The 25,542-nt window shown below is 57.7% G+C and carries 21 protein-coding genes; 9 read left to right on the top strand and 12 right to left on the bottom strand.

The features are described 5' to 3' along the window. Positions 1–70: 70 nt before the first annotated feature. On the bottom strand, positions 71–1,165 hold the full coding sequence (locus K7H94_RS16500; RefSeq protein ID WP_222951356.1) for a YncE family protein: 1,095 nt from the start codon (positions 1,163–1,165) through the stop codon (positions 71–73). A 205-nt stretch (positions 1,166–1,370) separates the two neighbouring features. On the opposite strand from K7H94_RS16500, the gene K7H94_RS16505 reads away from it, so the two are divergent. Continuing rightward, positions 1,371–2,300 (top strand): glycosyltransferase family 2 protein, encoded by a 930-nt coding sequence (locus tag K7H94_RS16505; RefSeq protein ID WP_222951357.1) that lies wholly within the window; start codon positions 1,371–1,373, stop codon positions 2,298–2,300. Between the two features lie 29 nt (positions 2,301–2,329). On the opposite strand, the gene K7H94_RS16510 is transcribed toward K7H94_RS16505, so the two are convergent. The 6 genes from K7H94_RS16510 to K7H94_RS16535 form a co-directional block, all read right to left on the bottom strand. Beyond that, the gene (locus K7H94_RS16510; RefSeq protein ID WP_245001382.1) at positions 2,330–3,577 is read right to left on the bottom strand and encodes an O-antigen ligase family protein; all 1,248 of its coding nucleotides are present in this window, start codon (positions 3,575–3,577) and stop codon (positions 2,330–2,332) included. Further along, entirely contained in the window at positions 3,578–4,546 is a 969-nt protein-coding gene (locus tag K7H94_RS16515; protein WP_058780864.1) for a glycosyltransferase family 8 protein, read from the bottom strand. It lies immediately after the preceding gene. Positions 4,547–4,755: 209 nt separating this feature from the next. Further along, positions 4,756–5,433 carry an SDR family NAD(P)-dependent oxidoreductase gene (locus tag K7H94_RS16520; RefSeq protein WP_150059168.1) on the bottom strand — a complete coding sequence of 226 codons (678 nt, stop codon included), beginning with the start codon at positions 5,431–5,433 and terminating at the stop codon, positions 4,756–4,758. Next, complete coding sequence (locus tag K7H94_RS16525) at positions 5,430–6,620, bottom strand: sialidase family protein (protein ID WP_222951358.1); 1,191 nt, start codon at positions 6,618–6,620, stop codon at positions 5,430–5,432. Before K7H94_RS16525 ends, K7H94_RS16520 begins: the two co-directional genes overlap by 4 nt. A gap of 1 nt (position 6,621) precedes the next feature. Further along, entirely contained in the window at positions 6,622–8,043 is a 1,422-nt protein-coding gene (locus K7H94_RS16530) for a sodium:solute symporter family protein (protein ID WP_058759283.1), read from the bottom strand. Between the two features lie 310 nt (positions 8,044–8,353). Next, complete coding sequence (locus tag K7H94_RS16535; protein WP_222952062.1) at positions 8,354–9,592, bottom strand: MFS transporter; 1,239 nt, start codon at positions 9,590–9,592, stop codon at positions 8,354–8,356. A 418-nt stretch (positions 9,593–10,010) separates the two neighbouring features. Between K7H94_RS16535 and K7H94_RS16540 the strand changes: the two genes are divergently transcribed. Both K7H94_RS16540 and K7H94_RS16545 read left to right on the top strand, forming a co-directional pair. Then, a complete protein-coding gene (locus K7H94_RS16540) occupies positions 10,011–10,610 on the top strand; it encodes a hypothetical protein (protein ID WP_222951359.1) in 600 nt (199 codons plus the stop codon). A 282-nt stretch (positions 10,611–10,892) separates the two neighbouring features. Continuing rightward, a complete protein-coding gene (locus K7H94_RS16545; RefSeq protein ID WP_058770114.1) occupies positions 10,893–13,280 on the top strand; it encodes a glucose/quinate/shikimate family membrane-bound PQQ-dependent dehydrogenase in 2,388 nt (795 codons plus the stop codon). 77 nt (positions 13,281–13,357) lie between these two features. On the opposite strand, the gene K7H94_RS16550 is transcribed toward K7H94_RS16545, so the two are convergent. The 3 genes from K7H94_RS16550 to K7H94_RS16560 form a co-directional block, all read right to left on the bottom strand. After that, a complete protein-coding gene (locus K7H94_RS16550; protein ID WP_222951360.1) occupies positions 13,358–14,569 on the bottom strand; it encodes an MFS transporter in 1,212 nt (403 codons plus the stop codon). Between the two features lie 112 nt (positions 14,570–14,681). After that, complete coding sequence (locus K7H94_RS16555) at positions 14,682–15,572, bottom strand: LysR family transcriptional regulator (RefSeq protein WP_058759280.1); 891 nt, start codon at positions 15,570–15,572, stop codon at positions 14,682–14,684. Positions 15,573–15,680: 108 nt separating this feature from the next. Further along, entirely contained in the window at positions 15,681–16,049 is a 369-nt protein-coding gene (locus tag K7H94_RS16560) for a helix-turn-helix domain-containing protein (protein ID WP_021507794.1), read from the bottom strand. A gap of 188 nt (positions 16,050–16,237) precedes the next feature. On the opposite strand from K7H94_RS16560, the gene K7H94_RS16565 reads away from it, so the two are divergent. The 3 genes from K7H94_RS16565 to K7H94_RS16575 all read left to right on the top strand — a co-directional run bounded on the left by K7H94_RS16565 (position 16,238) and on the right by K7H94_RS16575 (position 19,450). Next, positions 16,238–16,897 carry a response regulator gene (locus K7H94_RS16565; protein WP_021507795.1) on the top strand — a complete coding sequence of 220 codons (660 nt, stop codon included), beginning with the start codon at positions 16,238–16,240 and terminating at the stop codon, positions 16,895–16,897. Continuing rightward, the gene (locus K7H94_RS16570) at positions 16,894–18,252 is read left to right on the top strand and encodes a sensor histidine kinase (protein ID WP_058759279.1); all 1,359 of its coding nucleotides are present in this window, start codon (positions 16,894–16,896) and stop codon (positions 18,250–18,252) included. The genes K7H94_RS16565 and K7H94_RS16570 overlap by 4 nt, the downstream gene beginning before the upstream one ends. Before the next feature lie 331 nt (positions 18,253–18,583). Beyond that, positions 18,584–19,450 (top strand): nucleoside-specific channel-forming protein Tsx, encoded by an 867-nt coding sequence (locus K7H94_RS16575; RefSeq protein ID WP_021507798.1) that lies wholly within the window; start codon positions 18,584–18,586, stop codon positions 19,448–19,450. 45 nt (positions 19,451–19,495) lie between these two features. Here the strand turns inward: K7H94_RS16575 and yjdN are convergent, their stop codons facing one another. Further along, the gene (yjdN, locus tag K7H94_RS16580; RefSeq protein WP_058770044.1) at positions 19,496–19,933 is read right to left on the bottom strand and encodes a VOC family metalloprotein YjdN; all 438 of its coding nucleotides are present in this window, start codon (positions 19,931–19,933) and stop codon (positions 19,496–19,498) included. A 71-nt stretch (positions 19,934–20,004) separates the two neighbouring features. Beyond that, positions 20,005–20,904 (bottom strand): LysR family transcriptional regulator, encoded by a 900-nt coding sequence (locus K7H94_RS16585; protein WP_021507800.1) that lies wholly within the window; start codon positions 20,902–20,904, stop codon positions 20,005–20,007. A 113-nt stretch (positions 20,905–21,017) separates the two neighbouring features. On the opposite strand from K7H94_RS16585, the gene K7H94_RS16590 reads away from it, so the two are divergent. The 3 genes from K7H94_RS16590 to abgT all read left to right on the top strand — a co-directional run bounded on the left by K7H94_RS16590 (position 21,018) and on the right by abgT (position 25,472). Then, positions 21,018–22,331: an amidohydrolase gene (locus K7H94_RS16590; protein ID WP_222951361.1), complete on the top strand. Its 1,314-nt coding sequence runs from the start codon at positions 21,018–21,020 to the stop codon at positions 22,329–22,331. After that, positions 22,328–23,767 carry a M20 family metallopeptidase gene (locus K7H94_RS16595; protein WP_222951362.1) on the top strand — a complete coding sequence of 480 codons (1,440 nt, stop codon included), beginning with the start codon at positions 22,328–22,330 and terminating at the stop codon, positions 23,765–23,767. The genes K7H94_RS16590 and K7H94_RS16595 overlap by 4 nt, the downstream gene beginning before the upstream one ends. Positions 23,768–23,951: 184 nt before the next feature. Further along, positions 23,952–25,472 carry a p-aminobenzoyl-glutamate transporter gene (abgT, locus tag K7H94_RS16600; protein ID WP_058759275.1) on the top strand — a complete coding sequence of 507 codons (1,521 nt, stop codon included), beginning with the start codon at positions 23,952–23,954 and terminating at the stop codon, positions 25,470–25,472. Positions 25,473–25,542 lie beyond the last annotated feature (70 nt).

A 25,542-nucleotide genomic window follows, 5' to 3' on the forward strand; every position in this document is an offset into this window, starting at 1 on the left:
GACGTAACCCGTTGCTAAGCAAGGGTTATCCGCGGCGCGATCCCTCGCGCCGCGATTAAACCCAGCGCGGTTAATCCAGCTTAATCCGCACCACGCTATCCGGCCCTTGCGGCGAGCGATCTTTATTGAGCCCCTGCTTCACCGTCACATACAGCGTCTGACCATCTGGCGACACCAGCAGGCTGTTAGGGTGGGTCGGCAGCGTCCAGCTATTTTTCACTGCGTAAGTCGTCGCGTCCAGCTGCAGCACTTTGCCGCCGAGTCGCTGGCTGATGTAAATCTCGTTGCGCTTCGCATTGAATTTGATGCCAAGCGAATCGCCGACATCCAGGCGTTTGATCACCTTACCGCTGCGCTCATCGAACACCAGCGTGGTTTTGCCCTTAGAATTGTCAGTGACGTACAGGCGGCCATTGGCGGCATCTTCCGCCAGATTTAACAGCAGATACTCTTTGCCATCGCCTGGCGTCCAGCGCTGCTCAATTTTGTGACTGCGCGGATTGATCACCAGCACTTCGCCGCTGCCGTTCGCCGCGTAAATACGGTCGGTTGACGCAGAATAGAGCAACCCGGTCACCCACTTACCGGCGTTTTTGATGGTGGTTTTCAGCCGCAGCGTATTCGCATCGACCACCCAAATCATCGCCGGATTCTCAATCGCACCGATGTACAGCAGGCCGTCATGCAGCAGGATTTCACGCGCGCCAACCGGATTGCCTTTGTCGTTTTTCAGGCCAAACAGCAGACGCTGCAGCACTTTACCGCTTCTGGCGTCCACTTTTGTCACGCCACCGTCCAGCGTGTTGGTAATGTACAGCACGCTGCCGTCCGGTGAAGCCGTCATGCCAAAGTTTTTCAGATCGGTGTGGGTTTCGCCCAGCGTCGCCAGCGTGCGGGCATCCAGGCGATACAGCACGCCACCGTTGACGGTTTTAAACGCCTGCGCGCTGGCCACATACAGCGCAGCCGGATCGCCCGGCACATAGGCCATTTCATACAGGCCGTCGCCCAGTTCACGCTGCTGTACCTTCTCCGCTGCCGCTGGCTTAGCCGCGGCGGCAGGCGCTACTGATTTTTTAGCCGGCGCCTGACAGGCGCTCAGGCTCATGGCTGCCAGCAGCGCCAGAGCCAGCGCGGTGGCGCGCGGGCGTAATGATGAAGTCATTGCTGTCTCCGGTAAGGACCGATGGGTTACCTGCGCGAGCAGGAAGCATAAAAAGGAATGAGAATCATACGCATTATTGTATCAGTCGTAAATGTGCCTGATCGGCGGCAGGAGGCGCAGGGCTGCGCTGCGTCAATGCCCTCCCCTCAAATTGCCACTTGTAGTATGCTTGACGGCATTCCTGCCTCAGATGTTGACTTAAAAAATGATGGTTCCTGACTATTTAATCAGTGTGTTGCTAACGGCCCATAACAGTGAAAAATTTCTGCCTGACACGCTGGCGAGTTTAGAAAAGGCCTGTCATGGTGTTGAGCAGTATATTGAATTTATTCTTATCAATGACGCATCCGTCGACAACACAGCAGCGTTACTCGATAATTTTTCCCGGCGGCATCCGCAGGCAAAAGTATTTAATATTGATTACCGCAACATTGGCCGGGTGCGTAATTTTGGCGTTCAGCAGTGCAGCGGTGAATATATTACGATGCTGGATGGCGACGATCAGTTGCTGGCCGACGCCCTCGCCGATATTGTCCGCTACCTGAAAAGCCATCGTCCGGACGCACTGTTTACGGCGCTTAATGAGGTATATGAATCCCGGCCTCAGCACATCACGTGGCAGGGCCTGCAGGCGGAAACACTGTCACGGCATCAGGCCATTGAAAAATTCCTGATTCATCGCGATTTGCAGGCGCACTTTATCGGTCAGTTTATTAAGCGCACCATGCTGCTGGCACATCCCTTCCCGGATTATACCTGCTACGAGGACGCCTGGCTTTTCCCGGAAATCCTGGTCAGCAGTGATGCAATCGCTTATAGCCGCCAGAGCCCTTATCTCTATTTTAAACGCGGCAACAGCTTATCCAGCCAGCTGGATAAACACAAAATTTCACTCTTAGTGAGCGCAACGCAGCATATGGATGAGGTGTTGCAGGCGCGCTATCGCAATCTGCTATCCTGCCACTGGATTAATATTGCACATAAACATCGGCAAGCCCTGGATAATCCTGACGACAGAAAGCAGGTTATTGAGGCGATCACTAAAATCAGGCCGCTGTCTTTTCTTTTCGATAGTAAAATCAGAACCAGCTTTAAAAAGAAATATCTGGCTCTGAAGTTAAACAAACCGCTGTAACTACCGGGCGCTATGGCAGCGCCGGTTTATCAGGACGATGCTTTCTCAGGCGGATGAATCATGGCATAGCTGATGATAATCGCCATCACCAGGATTAGCACCGAACCACTCTGAATTAACACCGTGTCGGTCAGCCCAAAGATGATAATTGACAGCGGCAGCAGCGTTAATCCGGCGACGCCGCGGCGTGCGGCTACTATCAGTAGCACCAGGTAAAAAATCAGCAGGGAAAGTGCGCCAGCGATCCCCTGCAGCGAAAGCGTTTCAAGGAAATCATCGTGCAGGTGATACATGACGTTTTTATACGCTTCGGGATTGTGGCGCTCATGCTGCGTGATGTATTCCCGCGCTTTTGCCGTGCGCTGATCCGGACTTTGCCCCAGCAGCGACCACGAAACGCTGTGCCAGCCGCCTTTCCAGATAGAGAAACGGGCACCAATCGAGGTGTTGTTGTTGGTTTGATAAGTATCGACTTCATTGTGGATGCTGTCTAAGCGCTGCCAGACGCTGCCCGGCATAAATAAAGCGCCCACGATAATAAACAGCGCTAACACCACCAGCGAAATTTTACCCGCCCAGCGATGGGTAAAATAAAACCAGGCCAGATAAATCAGTGGCAGGGTTAATACGCCGGCGCGTGACTCGGTCAGAATCATCAGCATCATATTCACGACAAAAACCGCGCTGAATAAGACCATTTGTCCGCCGCGATGGGTGATTACCCGGTGGCCGGTGTACAAAGTACAGAGCGCCAGCGCGGTAATCAGATATGAGACGGTACCGGCGGAATCGGTCAGCAATCTGATGCGGGTCAGCGTTTTTGCGTGTTCACTGATAGCGAAACCTAACGTCACCAGCAGCCCGACAAACAAGATGGCGCTGCAGGTTATCAGGAGTGGACGGCTAAGATAGTGGCGCCAGGCGACGATAAAATAGCTGAGAAAAGCCGCGATAATAAACAGCTTACCGCCCTGGAAGTAGTTATTCACCACGTCACTGAATTCAGCGTGGGAAAACATCTTTGCCCAGATGAGCCTGACCAGCCCAATCAACAGCAGCGGAAGCGCTACCGTTATGGCCGTTTTATCTGTTAGCCACTGTTTTTTCACCGCCAGAAACAGTAAATAAAGAGCCACCAGATAACTGGAAAAATAGAATATTTTGCGCGGTAAGGCTTCAACCACCAGTGACGACGCCAGCGCGATACTCAGCAGCACAAAACAGAGCTGGTAAATATTTTTTCCCGTCATCAGCTGGCGAAAAGCGTGAGCTTGCACTTAACAATACCTCATCTTGATATGTTTCAGGCGCCACAGCATGGCCTGCCACCATCTTTTTTGACGAAAAAGCGACTTATACATTCTTTTTGCCTGCTGCGCATTGGCTGGCTGGTCAAACGCCATGGTGGACAGCGGTGAATCCTGATAAATATCGCGATAATGGTGAACCACAAACTGTTGATTCCATACCTGCCAGGGCTTATCCGCACCGGCATAATGAATCAGGCAGGTTTCCGCCGGCACGTCGAGCGTATAGCCACGATCGTCATGGGCCAGCATGGTCAGGGTATTGAAGCGAGGAGAAACAAAAGTCACTTTATCTTCCAGTAAAATATTCAACGCATCCTGGTCGAGATACTGGAAGTTTCGCCCGTGTTCGGACAGTAAAGTAAACGCGCGTTCGCTGATATTGCCAGCGCGCCATTGCGCTACATCAATCAGCATCATGCCGGCGTTAAAATAGCGCTCGCCGCGCAAGCCGGCATTCTTCGCCAGCACCGGCTGCAGCGAGGCAATTTCACCGACCACCAGCGCAACCGCCTCAGGGCCGGTCGGGATCTGCCACAGTTCATTGAGCGGATTAATGCACACCATATCGGCATCAAGATAAAGCAGTTTTTCCGCCTGCGGCAAAATCAGCGGTGCCAGAAAGCGATAGTAGGTCGCACGGGTAAAAAGTTCGGTGACCGGCAGCGTGGCAAACAGCTGGTCCGGCAGATGATGCAGCGTCACGCCGTGGCGCGATCCCTGAAACAGCCTGGCGAGCCGGGGGTTATCGGCCGGTGTCAGTTCTGAAGAGATCAGATGGAAATGATACACGCGGTCTCCGGCGTGTTTCATGATGGACAGAATCGTGATTAGCGCATGCGCTTTAAACTTTCCGTCAACGCCAAAAACAATATGTTGATCGCTCTGTACCGGAAAAAGTGGTTCGGCGTTTATTTCCTGAAGAACATCATGATTCATTGCGCGCTTCTCTGCTGCGGAGCGCTACACTCCGTAACCACTTAATATGTAGACAATAAAATTGGGTTTACCAAAACGGTGAAAAGATTACCATTTTGGTAAACCCAAAGAAAGCGTAGCACGATAAGCCAGGAGTTTTCGCAGACGAGACATAATCAGCCTCTTCCATCCTGTTTTTTACGATGGGAGAGGCACGCTGGAGAATAAAGCTACAGCGACGCGCCGCCGCAAATTACCAGCTCCTGTCCGGTAATGGCAGCCGCAGCCGGCGACAGCACAAAACCAGCCAGCGCGGCCACCTCTTCGGGATGGATATAGCGTCCGATAGGCGGCAGTTTCGGCGGCGAGCTGGCGCGGTCCGGCTGCAGCAGCATCGGCGTGGCGGTGGCACCGGGAGCGATCACATTGACCGTAATGCCCTGCGGAGCCAGTTCGGCGGCCCAGCTGCGCGCCATGCCAACCATCGCCGCCTTGGTGCTGACATACTGGCTGCGATTCGCCGCGCCGCGTGATGTACGGCTGCCGAGCAGCAGAATACGATCGCCGTGGCCCATCTGCGGCAGCAAGGTATTGGCCATGATTTGCGCCACCTGCACGTGCAGATACCACAGCCGCGCCCCCTGCTCTTCCTCCAGCTCACCCAGCGGCGCGGCCAGCATCATGCCTGCCGCGTGCACCAGTGCATCCACTTTCGCCAGCCCGGCCAAAGCCCGTTTCAGCTGACCGGCGTCAAACAGGTCGACGCTGACGGAGGTAAACGCCGAATGATCTTTCTCCACCGGCGTACGGCTAAAACCGGTGACCTGCCAGCCCTGCGTCAGCAGCTCATCGGCAATGGCCGCACCAATGCCGGAACTGACACCGGTCACCAGCGCATGGCGGCTCATGCTTTTTCCCTCACCCAGCTCTCCTCCACGCGCACGTATTTGATGGCCTGGCGAAAATAGGTGTAGGCAATGTGCAGTGCACCGTCCGCGCTCTGCTTAATGCTGGGATAGGAGAACTCACGGTTCAGTTTCTGCTGTGAATTGTTGGTCATGCAGTAGCCATCCCCCTCATCCAGATTACGCTGCCACGGCCAGCTCACCCCGCCATCGGCAGAAATAGCCAGCGTCATCGGTGCGCGCGGAGCCCCCCAGAAGGCGGTGCGTGCGCCCTGAACCACCGGCTGCGCCGCCACGTCCACCGCAGCGTCATCTTCGTCTTCGATTTCGTCGTACAGTGACAGGCGACGCTCGCTGGCATCACGTGCGCTCATGGCATTAAACACCAGCGCCAGATGGCCGTTGTGCAGCGTAGTCACCTGAATCGATGAGTTATTATTTGGCAGATCGGTTGCCTGCGGCGTGCTCCAGCTTTCACCGCCGTCGTCCGAACGGCTCTGGTAGATATAATCAGCCCAGCGGCTGCGATACAGCGCCAGCAGGCTGCCATCCTGCAGCAGCGTAATGTTCATGTGCACGCAGCCGAGGCTGTCCGGCACCGCCACATCGCGCCAGCTCTGGCCTTTGTCACTGGAGATTTTTACCGCACTGATGTCATCGTTGCCCACCCATTTCACTCCCGGCTGGGTGCGACAATAGAACACCGGCAGCAGCCAGTTACCGTTCGGCAGCACCACCAGCGGCTGGCGGATAAACGTGCCCGGCTGATCGAGCAGCGTATCGATGGCACTCCAGCTGTGACCCAAATCGTGTGACTGGCGATAGCGCACAATCGCCGTGTCCTGATTACCGGACTTCTGCGCGGTCCACAGCAGCCACAGCACGCCCTCGGGATCGATGAACAGTACCGGATTCTGTTCCGATCGCGCCGGATCGTCGGATAACTGCAAGGGATCGCTCCACTGTGCGCTGCCCTGCGCCAGCCGCGAGCACCACACCGAAATATCCGCGATGCCTTCCTGCGTGCCGCCAAACCACACGCACAGCAGGTCGCCGTTCGGTAACGGCAGCAGATTAGCGGCGTGGTTCTGCGGACAGACCGAAGGCAGCATCGCCGTGAGCTGCTGCGCGTCCTGCGCGTGCGGATGAAGCTTACCGTTGCGTTCGACGGTAATGGTTGAGTCGGTCATGTCAGGCTCCACTGTTTTGCATTGATGAATCAGGTGCATTTTTGCGCTGCGGCTGGCGTGACGGGATCAGGCGGTCAATCAGCATGATCACCGCCGGTGTGACCAGCGCGACGTACATATTGTTGATGCCGAACGGATCGCCCAGCAGATACCACAGCGAGGTCATGACGCAGGCACCAATCAGGCCGGCGTTCGCGCCGCGCGTACTTTTATAAAACGGCAGGTAGAAAGCGATGATCGCCACCACCGAAATTGACAGACGGATGGCGCGGGTAAAGAACGACAGCTTCAGCACTTCCGGTACAAACAGCACGAAGATCAGCGGCAGGAAACCGATCAGCAGTGACAGCCAGCGCGTCATGCGAAATTCGCGTTCCGGCGTCGGATTACGGTACGGCACATAAAAGTCCTTTACCACCAGCGAAGCGATGGCCAGCGCCACGGTGCTGACGCTGACAAAAATCGATGCCACCAGCGAGGTGGTGACAATCCCTGCCAGCCACGGGCTCATGTCCTGCAGGAACACCGGCAGCGCGTACAGGCTGTTAATCTCCGGATGCAGATACTTTGCCGCCACGCCAATCAGCGCAATGGCGATGGCAATCGGCATACAGAAGAAGAAGGCGACCCAGGTGGCGCGCTTCGCAGACGCCGCACTTTTGGTCGAGGCAATGGCCTGAATCACAAACTGGGTGCAGAAGATCGACCCGATGGTGCCAATCATCCAGGCAAAAATGGTGCTGGCGCCCACGTTACCGTCCCAGGTCCAGTAAAAGTGCGGCATCTCTTTGATCATCGGGCTGACGCCGCCGGTCATGTGCAGCGCCACGCCGAGAATGACCAGAATACCGATATATTTCAGGCCGCTGTGCAGCAGCGTCACCCAGGCGATGCCTTTCATGCCGCCGAACATAAAATAGAAGGTGCTGACCAGCGCGGTGATCACCGCCGCCGTGGTGAGATCAAGGTTCAGTACCGTAGAGATCGCCGCCGCACCGCTGACATAGTTACCGACGTTCACCAGCAGCAGCGCGTAGATCATGATGATGGAAATAATATTTTTGGTGGAGTTGCCATAGCGCTCGGCAATCGCGCCGGAAATGGTAATTTTGCCGGTGTTGTAGATGCGTTTGACCAGCAGAATACCAAACAGCGGAAAGCCGATGGCGGCACCGATCACCGACCAGGACGCGGCAAAGCCATCCTCAAAAGCCGCCTGCGCCGTACCGATGGTTGACTTGGCGCCAATGTATTCAGACATCAGCATTACGCCGACCACAAACGCTGGCATCACGTTTGAACCCGCCATAAAGTCGCCGCTGTTTTTACTGCGCAACCGCCAGGTCAGCCAGGTAGTGAACAGGATGTAGGCAATGACAATCCCGACAATAATCACCATCCCTTCTGCAGAGAACTGTTTCATGTTCGCCTCATTGATAACGTAGGGTCGTGGTGCGTGCCGGGCTTCACACGCACCGTTAATGAGGCGGCCATGATTATTGTTGTTGCGTCGCTGCGCTGGCTACCCCGCACCGTGCAAAATGATTTACTTCACTCAAAAATGAATAAATTTACGCACAGGCAGGGCAATTTATAGATTAACTGGCGCTTAATTAGTTTGATCATGCTCACAAACAGTCAAATGTGATTAATAATAATCAATTTTGACGGTGTGAGATAGCGAGGCAGACTGCGTGCCCGGCCACGGCCACCGTGCCAGGCAGCCGCGAACGTCAGGCGAGACTGTCGTTTTCCAGTTTCTGCCGTTTGCGCAGATGAGGGAACAGCGCCATCCACAGCGCCACGACCACCAGAGTGCCGACACCGCCAATCGCCGCTGCGGGCACCGCACCGAACCATGCGGCCAACAGGCCGGATTCGAACTCCCCCAGTTGGTTAGAGGTATTAATGAAGATGGCGTTGACCGCATTGACGCGCCCGCGCATCTCATCCGGCGTGTCCAGCTGCACCAGCGCGCCGCGAATCACCATGCTCACCATATCGAAGCCGCCGAGTCCCGCCAGCGCCAGCAGCGAGAGCCACAGCTGCGTCGATAGCGCAAATACCAGCGTAGCCAGGCCAAAACCGGCTACCGAGCCAAACATGATCATGCCCACGTGCTTTTCCAGCTTGTGACGGCTGAGCCACACCCCAACCAGCAGCGCCCCGACCGACGGGGCACCGCGCAGCATGCCCAGCCCCCACGGACCGGTATGCAGAATATCCTGGGCGAAGATCGGCAGCAGCGCCGTGGCGCCGCCCAGCAGCACGGCAAACAGATCGAGCGAGATCACCCCAAGCACATCTTTGCGCTCGCGGATGAAGCGGACACCGGCAAACATGGTGCTGAGGCTGGCCGGAATACGTGCCTGCGGCGGTCGTTCGTAGCGCAATCGGCTGACCAGCACAATCGACAACAGATAGAACAGCGCCGAAACACCGTACACCACCTCCGGCCCGGCCACATACAGTAAGCCGCCCAGCGTCGGACCGACAATCACCGCCGCCTGACCGCCCACCGAGCTGGCCGCCATGGCGCGCGCGAGAATGGGCGGCGGTACCAACGCTGGCAGCATTGAGGTGATTGCCGGCCACTCCAGCGCTTTGGCCAGCGAAATCAGGAATACCAGTCCCCAGATTTCAATCCGGCCCGCCCAGTGCAGCAGCGTCAGCGCCACCAGCCCGAGCAGCGCCAGCCACTCAATCAGCTGCCCCAGCAGCACGATGCGGCGACGGTCATACTGATCCGCAAGGTGACCCGCCGGCAGCGCCAGCAATACCGAAGGTAAAAATTGCATCAGACCGATCATGCCCAGCGCCATAGCACTGTGGGTAAGCGCATAGATTTGCCAGCTGACGGCCACGGAGAACATCTGAAAACCAAACGATGAACAGGTACGCGCCAGCCAGAAGGCGACGAACGACCTGTGTCGCAGCAGCGAATCTTCCGCTGCGGTGACCGGTGAACCCATAGTTTTATCCCATCCTGAAGCAGAACCGGCCGGCGTCATGGCACTGGCCTGGTGAAAAGCCACCATCGGCTTTCCTTATGTTTTTCACGCCATAGAGTGCGATAACTGACCGGGGCAGGCAATGGCTGGATGTGCGCTGTAAAAACAGGTGTTTATCCGGATTGACAGTTAAACATGGCGTTCTGAATATTAGCAGACTGATTGTTTTACTTTGAAAATAGCCGAATCATTCCAGATAATTCAGTAAAGCGTTAATTAATGCCTGGCCAATCCTTTTTATCTCTTTATCAGAAACAGCTAAAAAAGGTGATCTTTGCCGGCGAATCGATCTATATTGCCCCCTGTGATAATCACAGCAGTCTTCCCGTCCTTATAATAATTAAGACGCTATCGTTCATTAATTTATTCATAGAGATAAATGGAAAACAATTCATACCATCCTTATGTCACTGAGCGTGTCTGTCGCTTCGACGGCACACCTATCGGCGCGTGTTATTCAGCGTCCTTAATGCATTGCGTGCCGGAACGTGATGCATTACTTCATGAAGGTGAGATAATTACTCAACATTATCAGTCAGCGGATGCTGCGGGATTAATAATTATTCCACTGGCGGGAAATAGTGTAATGTCCTTTTTGCATGACGCGGATAATTATTCCAGCCTGCAACATGAGAATGTAAGACTGGCGATCAACTATGCCACTTTATGTCAGGCAGGATCCGCCTTACGCGCTGTGGCGTCTCGTTTTTCCTTCTGGCTTTACGATCTCGCGCCGCCGGGAACCGAGTGGAAAAATATCACCGATTTTCCCTTCAGCGGTATTGTTCTGAGCGATGACTTCTTCCGCGAAAATTATCTCAAGTTCAGCTTTCCTTTTCTGCTCGCTTCGCTGCGGGAAACACAAGCAGAGGTAATATTACGTACGCCTCAGCTTCAATTACCGGCCGAAGATTACCTGCATTTACAGCTAAGCGGCTGGCAAACGCAGCGGAGCTGTCATCCGATCTTCCCGGGGTAAACGTTTACACAAAATTCTGCGCGTCGGCGTTATCACCCGATTACGCCGGACAGGATGGTGCAATATCCTCATAAAATGTCGTGTCACTGCCTGATAAAAAGAGCAAAGCGCTAAAAAAATCAAACCTGTTAACGTTTTTAAGATAAAATTTAACGCAAAGGGATCATCCTGCTTAACGGAAAAGCACTGACAGAACACCTTAAGTCACTTCGTACTCTATGTCGGGATACAGCCTAATCGGTTGTTTCCTTTGATTTTATGGCAAAGAAAGAGGTCAATATTATGGGGAAAGCTTCCTCATCTTTTGGCGTAATTCGCTTCCTGACGGTGCTGTTTGCACTGCTGACGGGCGCATTTATGCTGATTGGCGGCGTTTGGTTAGCCGCCATTGGAGGTTCCTGGTACTACGTTATTGGCGGTGTGATTATGCTGATCACCGCTGTCCTGCTGTGGCGCCGTAGCGGTTCCGCACTGCTGCTGTATGCCCTGTTGCTGCTGGCAACGCTGGTATGGGGCGTATGGGAAGTCGGCTTCGACTTCTGGGCGCTGGCCCCACGTACCGACGTGCTGGTGATCTTCGGTATCTGGCTGATTCTGCCGTTTGTTTATCGCGGCCTGAATCATGCGGGTAAAGGTGCGCTGGGTGCGATGGCCGTTGCGCTGGTGGCCAGCGTACTGGTGCTGGCGTGGGCAGTATTCCACGATCCGCAGGAGCTGAATGGCAATCTGCCGGAAGCCGCTAACGTTCCGCAGGCCCAGCCGCTGAGTAACATCAACGATGCTGACTGGCCAGCCTATGCGCGTGACCAGCAGGGCACTCGCTTCTCGCCGCTGAAGCAGATCAACACCAGCAACGTGAAAGAGTTGCAGGTTGCCTGGCAGTTCCAGACCGGCGATCTCAAAACCGCCAACGATCCGGGTGAAATCACTGACGAAGTGACGCCGATTAAAATCCGCGACACGCTGTACCTTTGCTCGCCACACCAGATTCTGTTTGCGCTGGATGCGACGACCGGTAAGCAGAAGTGGAAATTCGATCCGGGCCTGAAGCCGAATCCTACCTTCCAGCACGTGACCTGCCGCGGTGTTTCATACCATGAAGTGCCTGCCGCTGCCGATGCCGCCAACAGCCAGCCTGCGCTGTGCTCACGCCGCATCTACCTGCCAGTGAACGACGGTCGTCTGTTCGCGCTGGATGCCGATACCGGTGCCCGTTGCCCATCCTTTGGTAACAACGGTGAGCTGGATCTGCAGCACAAGCAGCCGGTACAGACGCCAGGCCAGTATGAGCCTACGTCACCGCCGGTCATCACTGACACCACCATCGTCATTGCTGGTGCGGTCACCGATAACTACTCTACCCGTGAGCCGTCTGGTGCCATCCGTGGCTTCGACGTCAACACCGGTAAACTGCTGTGGGTGTTCGACCCGGGCGCGAAAGATCCTAACGCGATTCCGGCTGATGAACACACCTTCACCATGAACTCGCCGAACTCGTGGGCGCCGGCGGTATACGATCCAAAACTGGATACCGTTTACCTGCCAATGGGCGTTTCCACCCCGGATATTTGGGGCGGTAACCGCACACCAGAGCAGGAGCGCTACGCGAGCAGCGTTCTGGCGCTGAACGCCACCACCGGTAAGCTGGTGTGGTCGTATCAGACCGTGCACCACGATCTGTGGGATATGGACCTACCGTCACAGCCGACGCTGGCCGATATTACGGACAAAGATGGCAACACCGTACCGGTGATTTATGCCCCGGCGAAAACCGGTAACATCTTTGTGCTGGATCGTCGTACCGGTAAGCCGGTCGTGCCTGCACCGGAGACGCCGGTACCGCAGGGCGCGGCGAAAGGTGACCACGTGGCACCGACCCAGCCGTACTCCGAACTGACCTTCCGTCCGAAGCAGAACCTGACGGACAAGGACATGTGGGGCGCGACGATGTATGACCAGCTGGTGTGCCGCGTGATCTTCAAGCGTCTGCGCTACGAAGGTCCGTTCACGCCGCCGTCTGAGCAGGGTACGCTGGTGTTCCCGGGCAACCTCGGTATGTTCGAGTGGGGCGGCATCGCGGTTGATCCGCATCGTCAGATCGCCATCGCTAACCCAATGGCGCTGCCGTTTGTGTCTAAGCTGATTCCGCGCGGTCCGGGCAACCCGATTGAACCACCGCAGGGCGCAGAAGGCGGTTCCGGTACCGAAACCGGCATTCAGCCGCAGTACGGTGTGCCGTTTGGCGTCGAGCTGAACCCGTTCCTGTCGCCGTTTGGTCTGCCGTGTAAACAGCCGGCCTGGGGTTACGTTTCAGCGATCGACCTGAAGACCAACGAAACCGTGTGGAAGAAACGTATCGGTACCGTTCGCGATAGCGCACCGGTTCCGCTGCCGTTCAAAATGGGTATGCCAATGCTGGGTGGCCCAATCACCACCGCCGGTAACGTGTTCTTCATCGGCGCGACCGCAGATAACTACCTGCGTGCGTTCGATACCAACACCGGTGAGATGCTGTGGCAGGCGCGTCTGCCAGCGGGTGGCCAGGCTACGCCGATGACCTATGAAGTGAATGGCAAGCAGTACGTTGTCATCGCGGCCGGTGGTCACGGTTCGTTTGGTACCAAGCTGGGCGATTACGTGATTGCCTATGCGCTGCCAGATGCGAAGTAATTTTTCGCACTGAAGTAAAAAAGCGGGCAATGCCCGCTTTTTTTTCACGCCGGTCGGCATTACGGTCGATCTGGCGATCAGGGTTTACGCAGCACCCGCGCATTCAATAGCGCGCACAGCGCCATAATCACGCAGGTGGCGAGAAACACCGGGCGCATACCAAACGCGCCGCCGATAAAGCCACCGAACAGCGGGCCGCTCACCTGGCCGACATACTGGGCTGAGGTCGCATAGCCCAGCATTTTCCCGACCTGCCGCTGCGGCACATTATGACGAATCAACGCCGTTACGCAGGGCATCAGGCCGCCCAGCGCCATCCCCATCAGGAAACGCAGCACCACCAGCTGCCACGCCGCGCTAATAAATGCCTGCGGAATCAGCAGCAGCGCGCAGACCAGCAGGCCATAAATCAGCACGCGCGCATGTCCGATGCGATCGGCCAGCCGGCCAAGGCGCGGCGCGGAGAGAATGCTGCCCAGCGCGGCGGCCGCCATCACCAGCCCGGCCATTACCGTCACCGCGTGATCGCCGTGAACAAACTGCGCGATATATAGCGTGATAATCGGCTCAATCGACATATTGGCAAAAATCAGCAGCATGCCCGACAGCCACATCAGCCGCACCACTGGCCGGTTGATCGACGCCTCCGGCTCATCACCCTCCCCGGCTGCGGCTTTCTTCGCCGCACGTGGCGCTTCTTTCAGCAGAAAAGTGGTGGCGAGAAACGCGAGAAAAATCACCGCACCGGTGAGCCAGAAAGTGTGGCGGATACCGATCAGCGGCGGCAGCACGCCGCCCAGCAGCGGGCCGACCACGTTACCGGCCATGATGACGGAGGACAGCACGCCCAGCGCCCAGCCGGTCTGCGCTTTCGGCGTTTGCGCCGCCACCAGAATGGTGGAACCCGACGCATAGCCGCCGAGCAGGCCGGCCAGCAGGCGCAGCGCCACCAGTTGCCACGGCGCGGTGGCCATACCAATCAGCGACATGGCGACGGCCATTCCGAGGCTGGCGCGGATCAGCATCAGCTTGCGGCCATAGCGATCCGCCAGTTTGCCCCACAGCGGTGCCGTCAGCGCCGCGCTAAGAAAGGTGGCACCGTAGGCGGCGCCTGACCAGCGCGCAATCGCTGCCGGTTCCTGCACGCCCAGCTGCTGCACGTAGAGGGGCAGAAAGGGCAGCAGCAGGGTCATGGCGACGATAGTACTGAACGAGCCCAGCACGCAAACCCACAAATTGCGCCGCCAGTGTTGCTGCTCAGGCGCTAACGCGATAGAAGAATGCGACATAGTGATATCCCTGTTTTTGGCTTTTTTAGCAGGCTATCAGCGGTAGCACACAGAAAACAGGGAGAAGCGGATATTTGCCAGCCAGCGCGCTATTGTTGTCAGAAAACAACAATCACGGCGCACCCAGCGCAGTGATCAGCGCGTCGCAGAGCAAGGTGATCGGTGACGAGGGCTGCGGCTGCTCTTTCAGCAGCAGGTAACTGTGCAGGCGATCCATCTGCCATTCCGGCAGCACCTGCTGAATCTCGCCGCGCGCCAGCGCCTCCTGCGTCATATAGGCCGGCAGATACGCCACGCCGGTTCCGGCCAGGGCCGCATTGAGCAGCGCCATGCTGTTATTCGCGCGAAAGCGGCTGTGCACATCCAGCGCCAGGCGCTGCTTATCACGGCGAAACGGCAACGCCGCCGTGTGTGCCGGGCCGTGAAACAGCAGCAGATCGTGGCGCATCAGACGTTCAGGATGATCGATGGCCGGATGCGCGGCCAGATACGCTGGCGACGCATACAGTCCCCAGTCAATGCTGCTCAGCTCGCGGTAGTTCGCCACCTCCGGCGCACGTGCGCGGATCACAATCGCCACGTCCGCACTGGGCTGCGGATCGTCGCTGGTGGTCAGTTCGAGATCGACGTTGATGTGAATATGACGGCGGATAAAGGTGTTCAGCGTCGGCACCACGCACTGACAGCCGAAGGTGATCGGCGCCTGCAGCCGCACGTTGCCGGCAGGCTGCTGATGCACCTGCTGCACAAACGCGTCGGCGCGATGCATCTCTTCCAGCATGCGGGTGCAGAACGGATAGTAAGCCTGGCCCAGCTCGGTCAGCGCCACTTTGCGCGTGGTGCGCTGCAGCAGTTTGATACCCAGCCGCACCTCCAGCCGGGCGATTTCGCGGCTGACGTGCGATTTTGATACCCCCAGCGTACGGGCCGCTTCGCTGAAGCTTTGCCGCTCAACGACGCGTGCAAACAGCATCATGGCGGTGAGATTATCGCTGTTGTCCATGTTCTCTGGCTGATTCGAAAGAGTGAGAACCGCAGCTTAAAAGTAAACACGCGAATGCGCACCCGATTTCCCGTTACGCAGCGGCCACGGGAAATCGGGCGAGGGATGTCACACCGCCACCGCTAGCGGAAACAGCAGGCGGTCCGGCTCGACGCGACGCTGACGCCGCAACTGGCCTGGCGTGACGCGAAAATAATTTTTAAAGGTGCGGGTGTAAGCCTGCTGGGTATCAAAGCCGTAGCTCATCGCTACCTGCAGAATCGCCTCATCACTGTTGATCAGCGTGAGCGCTGACTCAGTCAGCCGGCGCTGGCGAATGTATTCTGCCAGTGAAAAACCGGTGTGCTGACGGAACAGACGTTGCAGATGCCAGCGGGAATATCCCGAGCGGCGTGCTACTTCATCCAGATGCAGATCGTGCCCTAAATTTTTTTCAATCCACTCCAGCAAACTACGGATAAATTCGCGCTGATTCATGACTTCCTCCGGCGTCGGTAAAATGTCCAGTGACGTCACTGTAGCGCGTTAAATTTATCCCTTAATTAGCAGAAAATTAGCGCAGAATTAGCAAGCAAAAAACGGCTTTCCCGACGAAACAGCGCGCCAGGTTAATTCTGCGCTAATTATCGGGCGCTACACTGCGACAAGTTATTCAGGAGGGCATCATGCGTGTGCTGCTGGTAGAAGATGATGAAATGATCGGCGCCAACCTGCAGCAGGCGCTGGAGGCCGCCGGCTGGTCGGTGGACTGGGTGCGTGACGGCGTATTTGCCAGCAACGCCTGGCAGGAAGGCGGTTACACCTGCGTCCTGCTCGATCTCGGTTTACCGCGTGAAGATGGCATCAATGTGCTGCGCCGTGCGCGCACGCGCGGTGACATGACGCCGGTGCTGGTGCTGACCGCGCGTGATACCGTGCAGCAGCGCATCCAGGGCCTGGACAGTGGCGCCGATGACTACTTACTCAAACCCTTTGATCTGCAAGAGGTTCTGGCGCGTATGCGAGCCATCACCCGACGCCGCCACGGTGCGGCGGACTCCCTGCTGGGCAACGGCGACGTGCAGCTCGATATGATGACGCGTGAAGTGCTGTACAAAGGCCAGCGCGAGCAGCTAACCGCACGTGAATACGCCCTGCTCTATGCGCTGCTGGAACGCCCGGGGGCGATCCTGTCGCGTGAGCAGTTAGAAAACCGCATCTACGGCTGGGGCGAAGAGGTCACCAGCAACGCCGTGGACGTGCTGATTCACGGCATGCGGCGCAAACTCGATAACGAAGTGATTCGCAACGTACGCGGTCTGGGCTGGCGGGTGCCGGCAATATGAGATCCTTTACGTTTATGCGGTCGCTGCGCAACAAACTGCTGGCCACGCTGGTGCTGCTGCATCTGGCGATGATCGGCGGTGTCACCTGGTATTTCTACCACTGCTATGGCGACATGATGGGCACCATGAAGGACGACCAGCTCGCCAAAATTGCCGATGCCTGGTCAAGCAGCCAGCGCATGCCGGCACTGATGCCAATGGTGATGCAGCAGGAGAAACTGAAAAGTACCTATATCGTTCAGCTCTGGGACACCAATAATCACCTGCGCGCCAGTTCCTGGCCGGCGCTGCATGCGCCCCTGCAGAGCAAAAAAGGCTGGTCAGATTTAAAAGTTGGCGACTGCGGCGATGACTGCCAGTGGCGCGTTTACACCCGTCCCGGCGAGCTGGGCAGCGAGATCGGCAATATTCAGGTGCTGCACAACGTCGGCTACATGAAGAGCCTGATGGTGAAACGCGTACTTTCCGCCATCATTCCGCTCATCCTGATGATGCCGCTGTCGCTGCTGGTGATCTGGCTGGTGGTACGGGCCATTACGCGCGATCTGCGCGTAGCGTCGCGCCAGATTGCGGCGCAGGAAACCCTGCATCCGCACAGCGTGTCGCCGGACGGTCTGCCGGACGAAGTGCTGCCGCTGGTCGATGCCTATAACTCGCTACTGGATAAACTACGCGCGGCCTGGTCGTCACAGCGCCAGTTCCTTGAGGATGCCGCGCATGAACTGCGCACGCCGGTCACCGCCGTCACGTTACAGCTGGAGAACCTGCGTCAGCACATCCTGCCGGGCGAAGCCAGCCGCCAGTTTGATCAGCTGGAAGCGGGCGTCACGCGCACGCGCCATCTGGTGACGCAGTTGCTGAATATCTCACGCCAGGAGGATCAGTCCGTGGTCGCCAGCGTCGAGACCATTGAGCTTGATGACCTGCTGAAGGAGAGCATTGAGCAACTGATGGTGGTGGCGGACAAGCGCGGCATTGATATCGGCTTCAACGGCACCGCGCACTATCGTCTGCACGCCAGCCGCTCCGATCTGCGCAGCCTGTTCGATAACCTGATCGGCAACGCCATGCTGCACACGCCGGAAGGCAGCCTGGTGGATGTGCTGCTGCATCGCGTCGGTCATCATACGGTAGTGGATATTGTCGACAACGGCCCCGGCATGCCGGAGTCGTTTATCGAGCGCGCCTTTGATCGCTTTACCCGCTCGCCGGATGTCCAGGCGCAGGGCAGCGGCTTAGGATTATCGATCGTGCGCAGCGTGGCGCAGAAGCATCAGATGCAGGTGGCGCTGTCGAATTGCCTTAACCCGCAGGGTGAAGTGTGTGGCCTGCAGGTGCGCGTTACCCTTCCCTGACGTCTTTCCTCCTCCGGCGCGTTAATCCGCGCCGGCTATTTTCTTCTCCTGCCAGTTCTCTGCGTATCCCGACAACGTAAACGGTTGCGGGGTTCCGTTCGTTACACGACCTTTATGTGATCAAGTTCACATATTTACTGAATCGAAATGCAACACTTTTTGACAAACGTGATCAAAATCTATTTTCTATCGCTCTGTTACAGGCACATTACGCGGGCCTGAAAATCCGGCGCGTCAGACCGGCGACAACAGCACACTGCCCATCCCCTGGGATCGATTTCACCCGATCGCAGCATTTGCGCGGCGATCACGAGCAAGTGGTTAAAAAATAATGAAATTTAAAACGTTGATAGCAGGGGCCTTACTGGCCAGTAGCTGGACCGGCGCCGCACAGGCGGCGGAAAGCGATCCGCAGTACCTTTCTGACTGGTGGCATCAGAGCGTGAACGTGGTAGGCAGTTATCACACCCGCTTCGGACCTCAGTTCAACAATGATGTGTATCTCGAATACGAAGCCTTTACTAAAAAGGACTGGTTTGATTTCTACGGCTACCTTGACCTGACCAACTTCTTTGGCGTGGGTAATAGCAATGCCAACGGTATTTTTGACCACGGTTCGCCGATGTTCATGGAAATTGAGCCACGCTTCTCCATTGATAAGCTGACCGGCACCAGCCTGGCGTTCGGACCGTTCAAAGAGTGGTACTTCGCTAACAACTACATCTACGACATGGGTCGCAACAGCGACAGCCGTCAGAACACCTGGTATATGGGTCTGGGTACTGACATTGATACCCATAGCGATATCGGCCTGTCACTGAACGTGTACGCGAAATATCAGTGGGAAAACTACGGCGCGGCGAACGAAAACAGCTGGGATGGTTATCGCTTCAAGGTGAAATACTTTGTGCCGATCACTGACCTGTGGGGCGGCAAGCTGAGCTATATCGGCTTCACCAACTTTGACTGGGGCTCCGATCTGCGTGACAAGTCTGACCGCTCGCGCACCAGCAACTCAATTGCCTCCAGCCACATTCTGTCGCTGAACTACGATCACTGGCATGTCTCTACCGTGGCGCGTTACTTCCACAACGGCGGCCAGTGGGCTGATGGCCAGGAGCTGAACTTCGGCAACGGTCCGTTTGAAGTGAAATCAACCGGCTGGGGTTACTACCTGGTGGTGGGTTACAACTTCTAAACCGCTTCCGGCGTGGCCGCTCACCATCGCGGCCACGCCAGTCTGTTACGCCTGTGGCTTCACCACGTTGATGCGCCATGGGATGCCAAACTTATCGATAAACATCCCGAAGCCGTTCGACCAGAAGGTTTTCTGCCATTCAGTGGTCACTTTGCCGCCCGCAGAGAGCTTATCAAACCAGGCTTTACCCTCCGCTTCATCTGGCGTGGCCAGGCTCACCGCATAACCGGCATGTTCGGACGCCGGTGGCTGGGCGGTATTGCCATCACTCAGCATCAGCTCGCCCTGACCAATGCGCAGATGCGCATGCATAATCTTTTCCGGCGGCAGCGGCGGCGCCGACTGATCGCCCACCTGCTCGCCCTGCTCCGGCATATCGCCAAACGTCATTTTTTGCAGAATTTCGCCGCCGGTGGCCTCCAGATAGAAGGCAATGGCTTCTTCACAGCGGCCGTAGAGAAATAAATAAGGACTCACCTGCATCGTAACCTCCGTTGAGAGTGCGTTAACGCGTGTCGTACACCTAAAGTGTAGACGATGCAGTTTTTCACCCGTCACGGCTGGCAGTAGCGGCGGAACAGCTGCGCCATGTAAGCGCTCATCGGCGTCAGCGCAGTGTCTTTACGCTGAATCAGATAGAAGGTGGCTTTCGGCAGCGGATCGTCGAGATCCAGCGCGATCAGCTGCCCGCCGTGCGTAGGGTCTTCAATCACGTCGCGCGCAATGATGCTGACAAAATCACTCTTTGCCACCAGGCTGGTGCAGGCCATAAAGGTCTCGCAGGTCACCGCGATTTTGGGTGCCATGCCGCGCTCACCGAACAGGTCATGCAGCAGTCGGTAATAACTGCCCTGCGGCGTCGGCATGGTCCAGTCGCAGTGTTGCAACTCGGCCAGCGAGCGCGCATGCGCCATCGGATGCCCTTTACGCATCACCACCTGATACTCGCGCTGCATCAGACGCTCGAAAATCAGCTCCTGATCGAAGTGATGCCGGTCGTAGGTATTGATGGTGAAATCCAGCGCGCCCTGACGCAGTTCATGCACCATCGACACCAGCTGACCCTCAACGATACGCACTTTCACCAGTGGATACTCACGATGAAACTGGGTTATCACCTGCGGCATCACGGTACGCGCAATGCTGCCGCCCACTCCAATATTCACTTTGCCACCGGCCAGACCGAGCCGCTGCTGGATATCCTCCTGCGCCACGCGCAGTTCCTCCAGCACCAGACAGGCATGACGAAAAAAGGTTTCACCGACATCGGTCAGCATCACGCCCTGCTGACGACGCTCGAACAGGCGCGCGCCCAGCGCCAGCTCCAGTTCCTGAATCGCTTTGGTTAATGCCGGCTGTGACAGGCCCGACAGCCGGCTGGCGGCGCGAATACTGCCCTGGCGCGCCACGTCAACAAAGGCGCGCAGCTGATGAAGTTTGAGATTGGCCGCCATGATCAGGTGATAACCATTGTCTATCGGTCACAAGATATTCGCATCTTATGCACCCTAATACCATTGTGTAGATTCGGTTGAATGCATAAAAAACCAACACTAAGGAACAGCCGATGAACACCCTTTCCGACCTCGTCAACGCGCGGATACCGCAGATGCAGACATGGCGCCGCGACCTGCACCAGTATGCTGAATCCGGCTGGCTGGAGTTCCGCACCGCCACGCTGGTGGCGGAAGAGCTGCATCGTCTTGGTTATCAGCTGCAGCTGGGCCGTGAGGTGATTGATGCCGATGCGCGCATGGGTCTGCCGTCTGCTGAAGTGCTGGCGCAGCAGGAAGCGCGGGCGCTGCGGCAGGGCGCGCTGCCACAGTGGCTGCCCCACTTCTCCGGCGGTTTCTGCGGCGTGGTGGCAACGCTGGACACCGGACGTCCCGGTCCGGTGATGGGCTTTCGTGTTGATATGGACGCGCTCGACCAGACGGAAAGCGCCGCCGCCGATCACCTGCCGACGCGCGAAGGCTTCGCCTCGTGCAATCCCGGCATGATGCACGCCTGCGGCCACGATGGTCACACCACCATAGGTCTGGCGCTGGCGGGCGTGCTGATGGCGATGAAGCACCAGCTTAGCGGTCGCATAAAACTCATTTTTCAGCCGGCGGAAGAAGGCGTACGCGGTGCCAAAGCCATGGTGGCCGCGGGCGTGCTTGATGATGTCGATCTGTTCACCGCCATTCACCTTGGCACCGGCGTGCCGCCCGGCGAGATCGTCTGCGGCAGCGACAGCTTTCTCGCCACGACCAAACTGGACGTGCGTTTTACCGGGGTCGGCGCGCATGCCGGTGGCAAACCGGAAGAGGGACGCAACGCGTTGCTGGCGGCGGCGCAGGCCACGCTGGCGCTGCACACTCTGCCGCAGCACAGCGGCGGCGTGGCGCGCGTTAACGTTGGTGTCTTACAGGCCGGCAGCGGACGCAACGTAGTGCCGGATGTTGCGCTGATGAAGGTGGAAACGCGCGGCGCGAGTAATCAGGTCAACGACGATATCTATCAGCAGGCGCTGCGCGTGATTGACGGTGCCGCGGCGATGTACGGCGTTGAGCACGAGGTCACGCTGATGGGCGGTGCACGCAGCTGCACGCCGAGCCCGGCGTGGGTCAGTTTTATCCATCAGCAGGCCGAGGCGACTGGCCTGTTCAGTTCGGTGATAGACAGCAAACAGCAGGCGGCCGGTTCCGAAGATGCCACCTATATGATGGAGCGCGTGCAGCAGCGCGGCGGCCAGGCGTCTTACGTCATCTTCGGCTGCGAGCTGGCGGCGGGCCATCACAATGCGCGGTTCGACTTTGATGAAGCGGTGATGGCTACTGCCGTGCAGATGCTGGCTACGCTGGCGCTTAATCAGACGCAGTTCGGCGGTGCCCGATGAGCGCACACGACTTCATCGATCGCTACATCGACCAGCATCAGGCGCGTTTCAGTGCCCTCAGCGATGCGATCTGGGACGTACCGGAAACCCGTTTCGAAGAGACGCAATCGTCTGCGCTGCTGGCCGATGCGCTGGCGCAGGAGGGGTTTGAGGTCGAGCGCGGCGTTGGCGGTCTCGACACCGCGTTTATCGCCTCAATCGGCCACGGCCAGCCGGTGATCGCCATCCTCGGCGAGTTTGATGCGTTGGCCGGTCTGAGCCAGCAGGCGGGCTGCGCCACGCCTGAGCCGCTGGTGGAAAACGGCAACGGTCACGGCTGCGGCCACAACCTGCTCGGTACCGCCGGCCTGGCCGCCGCTTTCGCCATCAAAGCCTGGTGGGCAGAACAGGGCGGACGCGGCACGCTGCGCTTTTACGGCTGCCCTGGCGAGGAGGGCGGCTCGGGTAAAACCTTTATGGTGCGCGAGGGGCTGTTTGATGATGTCGATGCTGCCGTGACCTGGCACCCGGAAGGCTTCAGCGGCATGTTCAACCTCAGCACCCTCGCCAATATTCAGGCGGCGTTTCACTTCAAAGGCGTGGCAGCGCATGCCGCTAACTCGCCGCATCTCGGGCGCAGCGCGCTGGACGCGGTGACGCTGATGAATACCGGCGCAAATTTCCTGCGCGAGCACATCGTGCAGGAGGCGCGCCTGCACTATGCGGTCACCCAAACCGGCGGCGTATCGCCCAACGTGGTGCAGGCCGATGCCGAAGTGCTGTACCTGATTCGCGCGCCGCAGCTTGACCAGGCCCAGGATATCTACCAGCGCGTGATCAACATCGCCAAAGGCGCGGCGCTGATGACCGATACGCAGATGACGGTACGTTTTGATAAAGCCTGCTCCAACTATGTGCCCAACCGCGCGCTGGAAGCGGTGATGGAACGTAATTTGCACCATTTCGGTCTGCCGCACTACAGCGCGCAGGAACAGGCGTTTGCGGCAGCGATCCGCGCCACGCTGAGCAAAGACGATCTGCGTAACGCGCGACTGAATGCGGCGCGCACCGGCGGCGAAGCGGGCATCGCCTGGGCTGAGGCGCTGGGGGATAAAGTACTGATGGATGAGGTAGCGCCGTATGCGGTCACGCGCGAGCTGCTGTACGGCTCAACCGACGTTGGGGATGTGAGCTGGGTAACGCCGACGGCGCAGTGTTTTGCCCCCTGCTTTGCCTTCGGCACGCCGCTGCACACCTGGCAACTGGTGGCGCAGGGCCGCACGCCGATTGCCCACAAAGGGATGTGCCTTGCCGCCAAAGTGCTGGCCGCTACCGCGCTGACGCTGTTGCACGATGATGCCTCGCTGGCGCGTTGTCGTGAAGAGTTTGACCGCGTGCGCCGCGAACAGCCGTACGTGTGCCCGATTCCGGCCGGCGTGCAGCCATCGACCTTATAAAGCGAAGCGCACTGGCCCGTAGCGGCGCGATTAATCGCGCGGGTTTAACAAGACGCGCAATAAATTGCGCCGCTACAGGCTGGTGTGAAAGGTCACTCCGCAACACATGCGGAAGCAGTAAATAAAAAAATAAAAAATAACAGCCCCTCCGGGCATGCAAATACAACATGACGAGGATCTACCGATGGAAGTGATGACCGAAAATCGCAGCCCCGGCAAGCTGTTCAGCTGGATTGAGCGGGTCGGCAACAAAGTGCCCAACCCGTTCTTACTGTTTGTCTACCTGATCGTGGTGCTGATGATCGCCACCGCGCTTCTCAGCAGCCTCGATGTGGCCGTTAAAAATCCGGCCAATGGCGAACTGGTGCGGGTCAATAACCTGCTCAGCGTGGCGGGCATTCAGTGGATCCTGCCCAACATCATCAAAAACTTCAGCGGTTTCACCCCACTGGGCTCCATTCTGGCGCTGGTGATCGGGGCCGGCCTGGCGGAAAAAGTCGGGCTGCTGCAGTCGCTGATGGTGAAGATGGCGTCACGCGTCAGCCGTCGCTACGCCAGCTATATGGTGCTGTTTATCGCGTTCTTCAGCCATATCTCTTCCGACGCCGCACTGGTGGTGATGCCGCCGCTCGGCGCGCTGATCTTCCTTGCCGTCGGGCGTCATCCGGTGGCGGGCCTGCTGGCGGCGATAGCCGGCGTCGCGTCGGGTTTTACCGCAAATCTGCTGATCGTCACCACCGACGTACTGCTCTCCGGCATCAGTACAGAGGCCGCCAAAGCGGTCAGCGACACGGTCCACGTCAGCGTGATCGATAACTGGTTCTTCATGGCCAGCTCGGTCATCGTACTGACCGTGGCCGGCGCGCTGCTGACCGATAAATTTGTCGAACCGCGCCTGCCCGTCTGGAACAGCGGCCATCACGATCGCCTGCCACCGCTGACGGCGCAGGAGAATCGCGGCCTGAAGGCGGCCGGTCTCGCCGCGCTGGTGTTCATCGGCGTGATGGCGCTGCTGGTGGTGCCGGAGCATGCGCCGCTGCGCAACCCGAAAACCGGCGGGATCATCCCTTCGCCGTTTATTCAGGGCATCGTGCCGATCATCATCCTGTTCTTCTTTGTGGTGGCGATTGCCTATGGCGCGGTGACGCAGCAGATTCGCCGCGCTGACGACATCCCCCGACTGCTGGTGGATCCGATGAAGAGCATGGCCGGTTTTATCGTCATGGTGTTTCCGCTGTCGCAGTTCGTGGCGTTCTTCAACTGGAGCAACATGGGCAAGTTTATGGCCATCGGCCTGACCGATATGCTGGAGAGCGCCGGCATCAGCGGTGCGCCGGCCTTTCTCGGCCTGATGTTCCTCTCGGCATTTCTGTGCATGTTTATCGCCAGCGGCTCGGCGATCTGGTCGATCCTCGCGCCGGTATTTGTGCCGATGTTTATGCTGCTCGGCTTTCACCCGGCGTTTGCCCAGATGATCTTCCGCATCGCCGATTCCGCCGTGCTGCCGCTGGCGCCGATGTCGCCGTTTCTGCCGCTGTTCCTCGGTTTCCTGCAGCGCTATCAAAAAGACGCGCAGCTCGGCACCTATTACGTGCTGATCTTCCCGTATCCGCTGGTGTTCTTTGTGACGTGGATCGCGCTGCTGCTGGTGTGGTATCTGCTGGGCCTGCCCATCGGTCCGGGCGTTTATCCGCATCTGCCCTGACCTGGCGCCATGGACGGCGTACCGCTTTCTGTGAACTGCAACGCACGTTGCCAAAATGTCACCGCTGCGC

This window comes from Pantoea dispersa, from assembly GCF_019890955.1.
Taxonomy (GTDB): Bacteria; Pseudomonadota; Gammaproteobacteria; order Enterobacterales; family Enterobacteriaceae; genus Pantoea; species Pantoea dispersa.

What these genes read in the sequence shown, in the direction of transcription:
- K7H94_RS16500 (WP_222951356.1), bottom strand. Translation starts at nt 1,165, where the DNA reads ATGACTTCATCATTACGCCCGCGCGCCACCGCGCTGGCTCTGGCGCTG.
- K7H94_RS16505 (WP_222951357.1), top strand. Translation starts at nt 1,371, where the DNA reads ATGATGGTTCCTGACTATTTAATCAGTGTGTTGCTAACGGCCCATAAC.
- K7H94_RS16515 (WP_058780864.1), bottom strand. Translation starts at nt 4,546, where the DNA reads ATGAATCATGATGTTCTTCAGGAAATAAACGCCGAACCACTTTTTCCG.
- K7H94_RS16520 (WP_150059168.1), bottom strand. Translation starts at nt 5,433, where the DNA reads ATGAGCCGCCATGCGCTGGTGACCGGTGTCAGTTCCGGCATTGGTGCG.
- K7H94_RS16525 (WP_222951358.1), bottom strand. Translation starts at nt 6,620, where the DNA reads ATGACCGACTCAACCATTACCGTCGAACGCAACGGTAAGCTTCATCCG.
- K7H94_RS16530 (WP_058759283.1), bottom strand. Translation starts at nt 8,043, where the DNA reads ATGAAACAGTTCTCTGCAGAAGGGATGGTGATTATTGTCGGGATTGTC.
- K7H94_RS16535 (WP_222952062.1), bottom strand. Translation starts at nt 9,592, where the DNA reads ATGGGTTCACCGGTCACCGCAGCGGAAGATTCGCTGCTGCGACACAGG.
- K7H94_RS16540 (WP_222951359.1), top strand. Translation starts at nt 10,011, where the DNA reads ATGGAAAACAATTCATACCATCCTTATGTCACTGAGCGTGTCTGTCGC.
- K7H94_RS16545 (WP_058770114.1), top strand. Translation starts at nt 10,893, where the DNA reads ATGGGGAAAGCTTCCTCATCTTTTGGCGTAATTCGCTTCCTGACGGTG.
- K7H94_RS16550 (WP_222951360.1), bottom strand. Translation starts at nt 14,569, where the DNA reads ATGTCGCATTCTTCTATCGCGTTAGCGCCTGAGCAGCAACACTGGCGG.
- K7H94_RS16555 (WP_058759280.1), bottom strand. Translation starts at nt 15,572, where the DNA reads ATGGACAACAGCGATAATCTCACCGCCATGATGCTGTTTGCACGCGTC.
- K7H94_RS16560 (WP_021507794.1), bottom strand. Translation starts at nt 16,049, where the DNA reads ATGAATCAGCGCGAATTTATCCGTAGTTTGCTGGAGTGGATTGAAAAA.
- K7H94_RS16565 (WP_021507795.1), top strand. Translation starts at nt 16,238, where the DNA reads ATGCGTGTGCTGCTGGTAGAAGATGATGAAATGATCGGCGCCAACCTG.
- K7H94_RS16570 (WP_058759279.1), top strand. Translation starts at nt 16,894, where the DNA reads ATGAGATCCTTTACGTTTATGCGGTCGCTGCGCAACAAACTGCTGGCC.
- K7H94_RS16575 (WP_021507798.1), top strand. Translation starts at nt 18,584, where the DNA reads ATGAAATTTAAAACGTTGATAGCAGGGGCCTTACTGGCCAGTAGCTGG.
- yjdN (WP_058770044.1), bottom strand. Translation starts at nt 19,933, where the DNA reads ATGCAGGTGAGTCCTTATTTATTTCTCTACGGCCGCTGTGAAGAAGCC.
- K7H94_RS16585 (WP_021507800.1), bottom strand. Translation starts at nt 20,904, where the DNA reads ATGGCGGCCAATCTCAAACTTCATCAGCTGCGCGCCTTTGTTGACGTG.
- K7H94_RS16590 (WP_222951361.1), top strand. Translation starts at nt 21,018, where the DNA reads ATGAACACCCTTTCCGACCTCGTCAACGCGCGGATACCGCAGATGCAG.
- K7H94_RS16595 (WP_222951362.1), top strand. Translation starts at nt 22,328, where the DNA reads ATGAGCGCACACGACTTCATCGATCGCTACATCGACCAGCATCAGGCG.
- abgT (WP_058759275.1), top strand. Translation starts at nt 23,952, where the DNA reads ATGGAAGTGATGACCGAAAATCGCAGCCCCGGCAAGCTGTTCAGCTGG.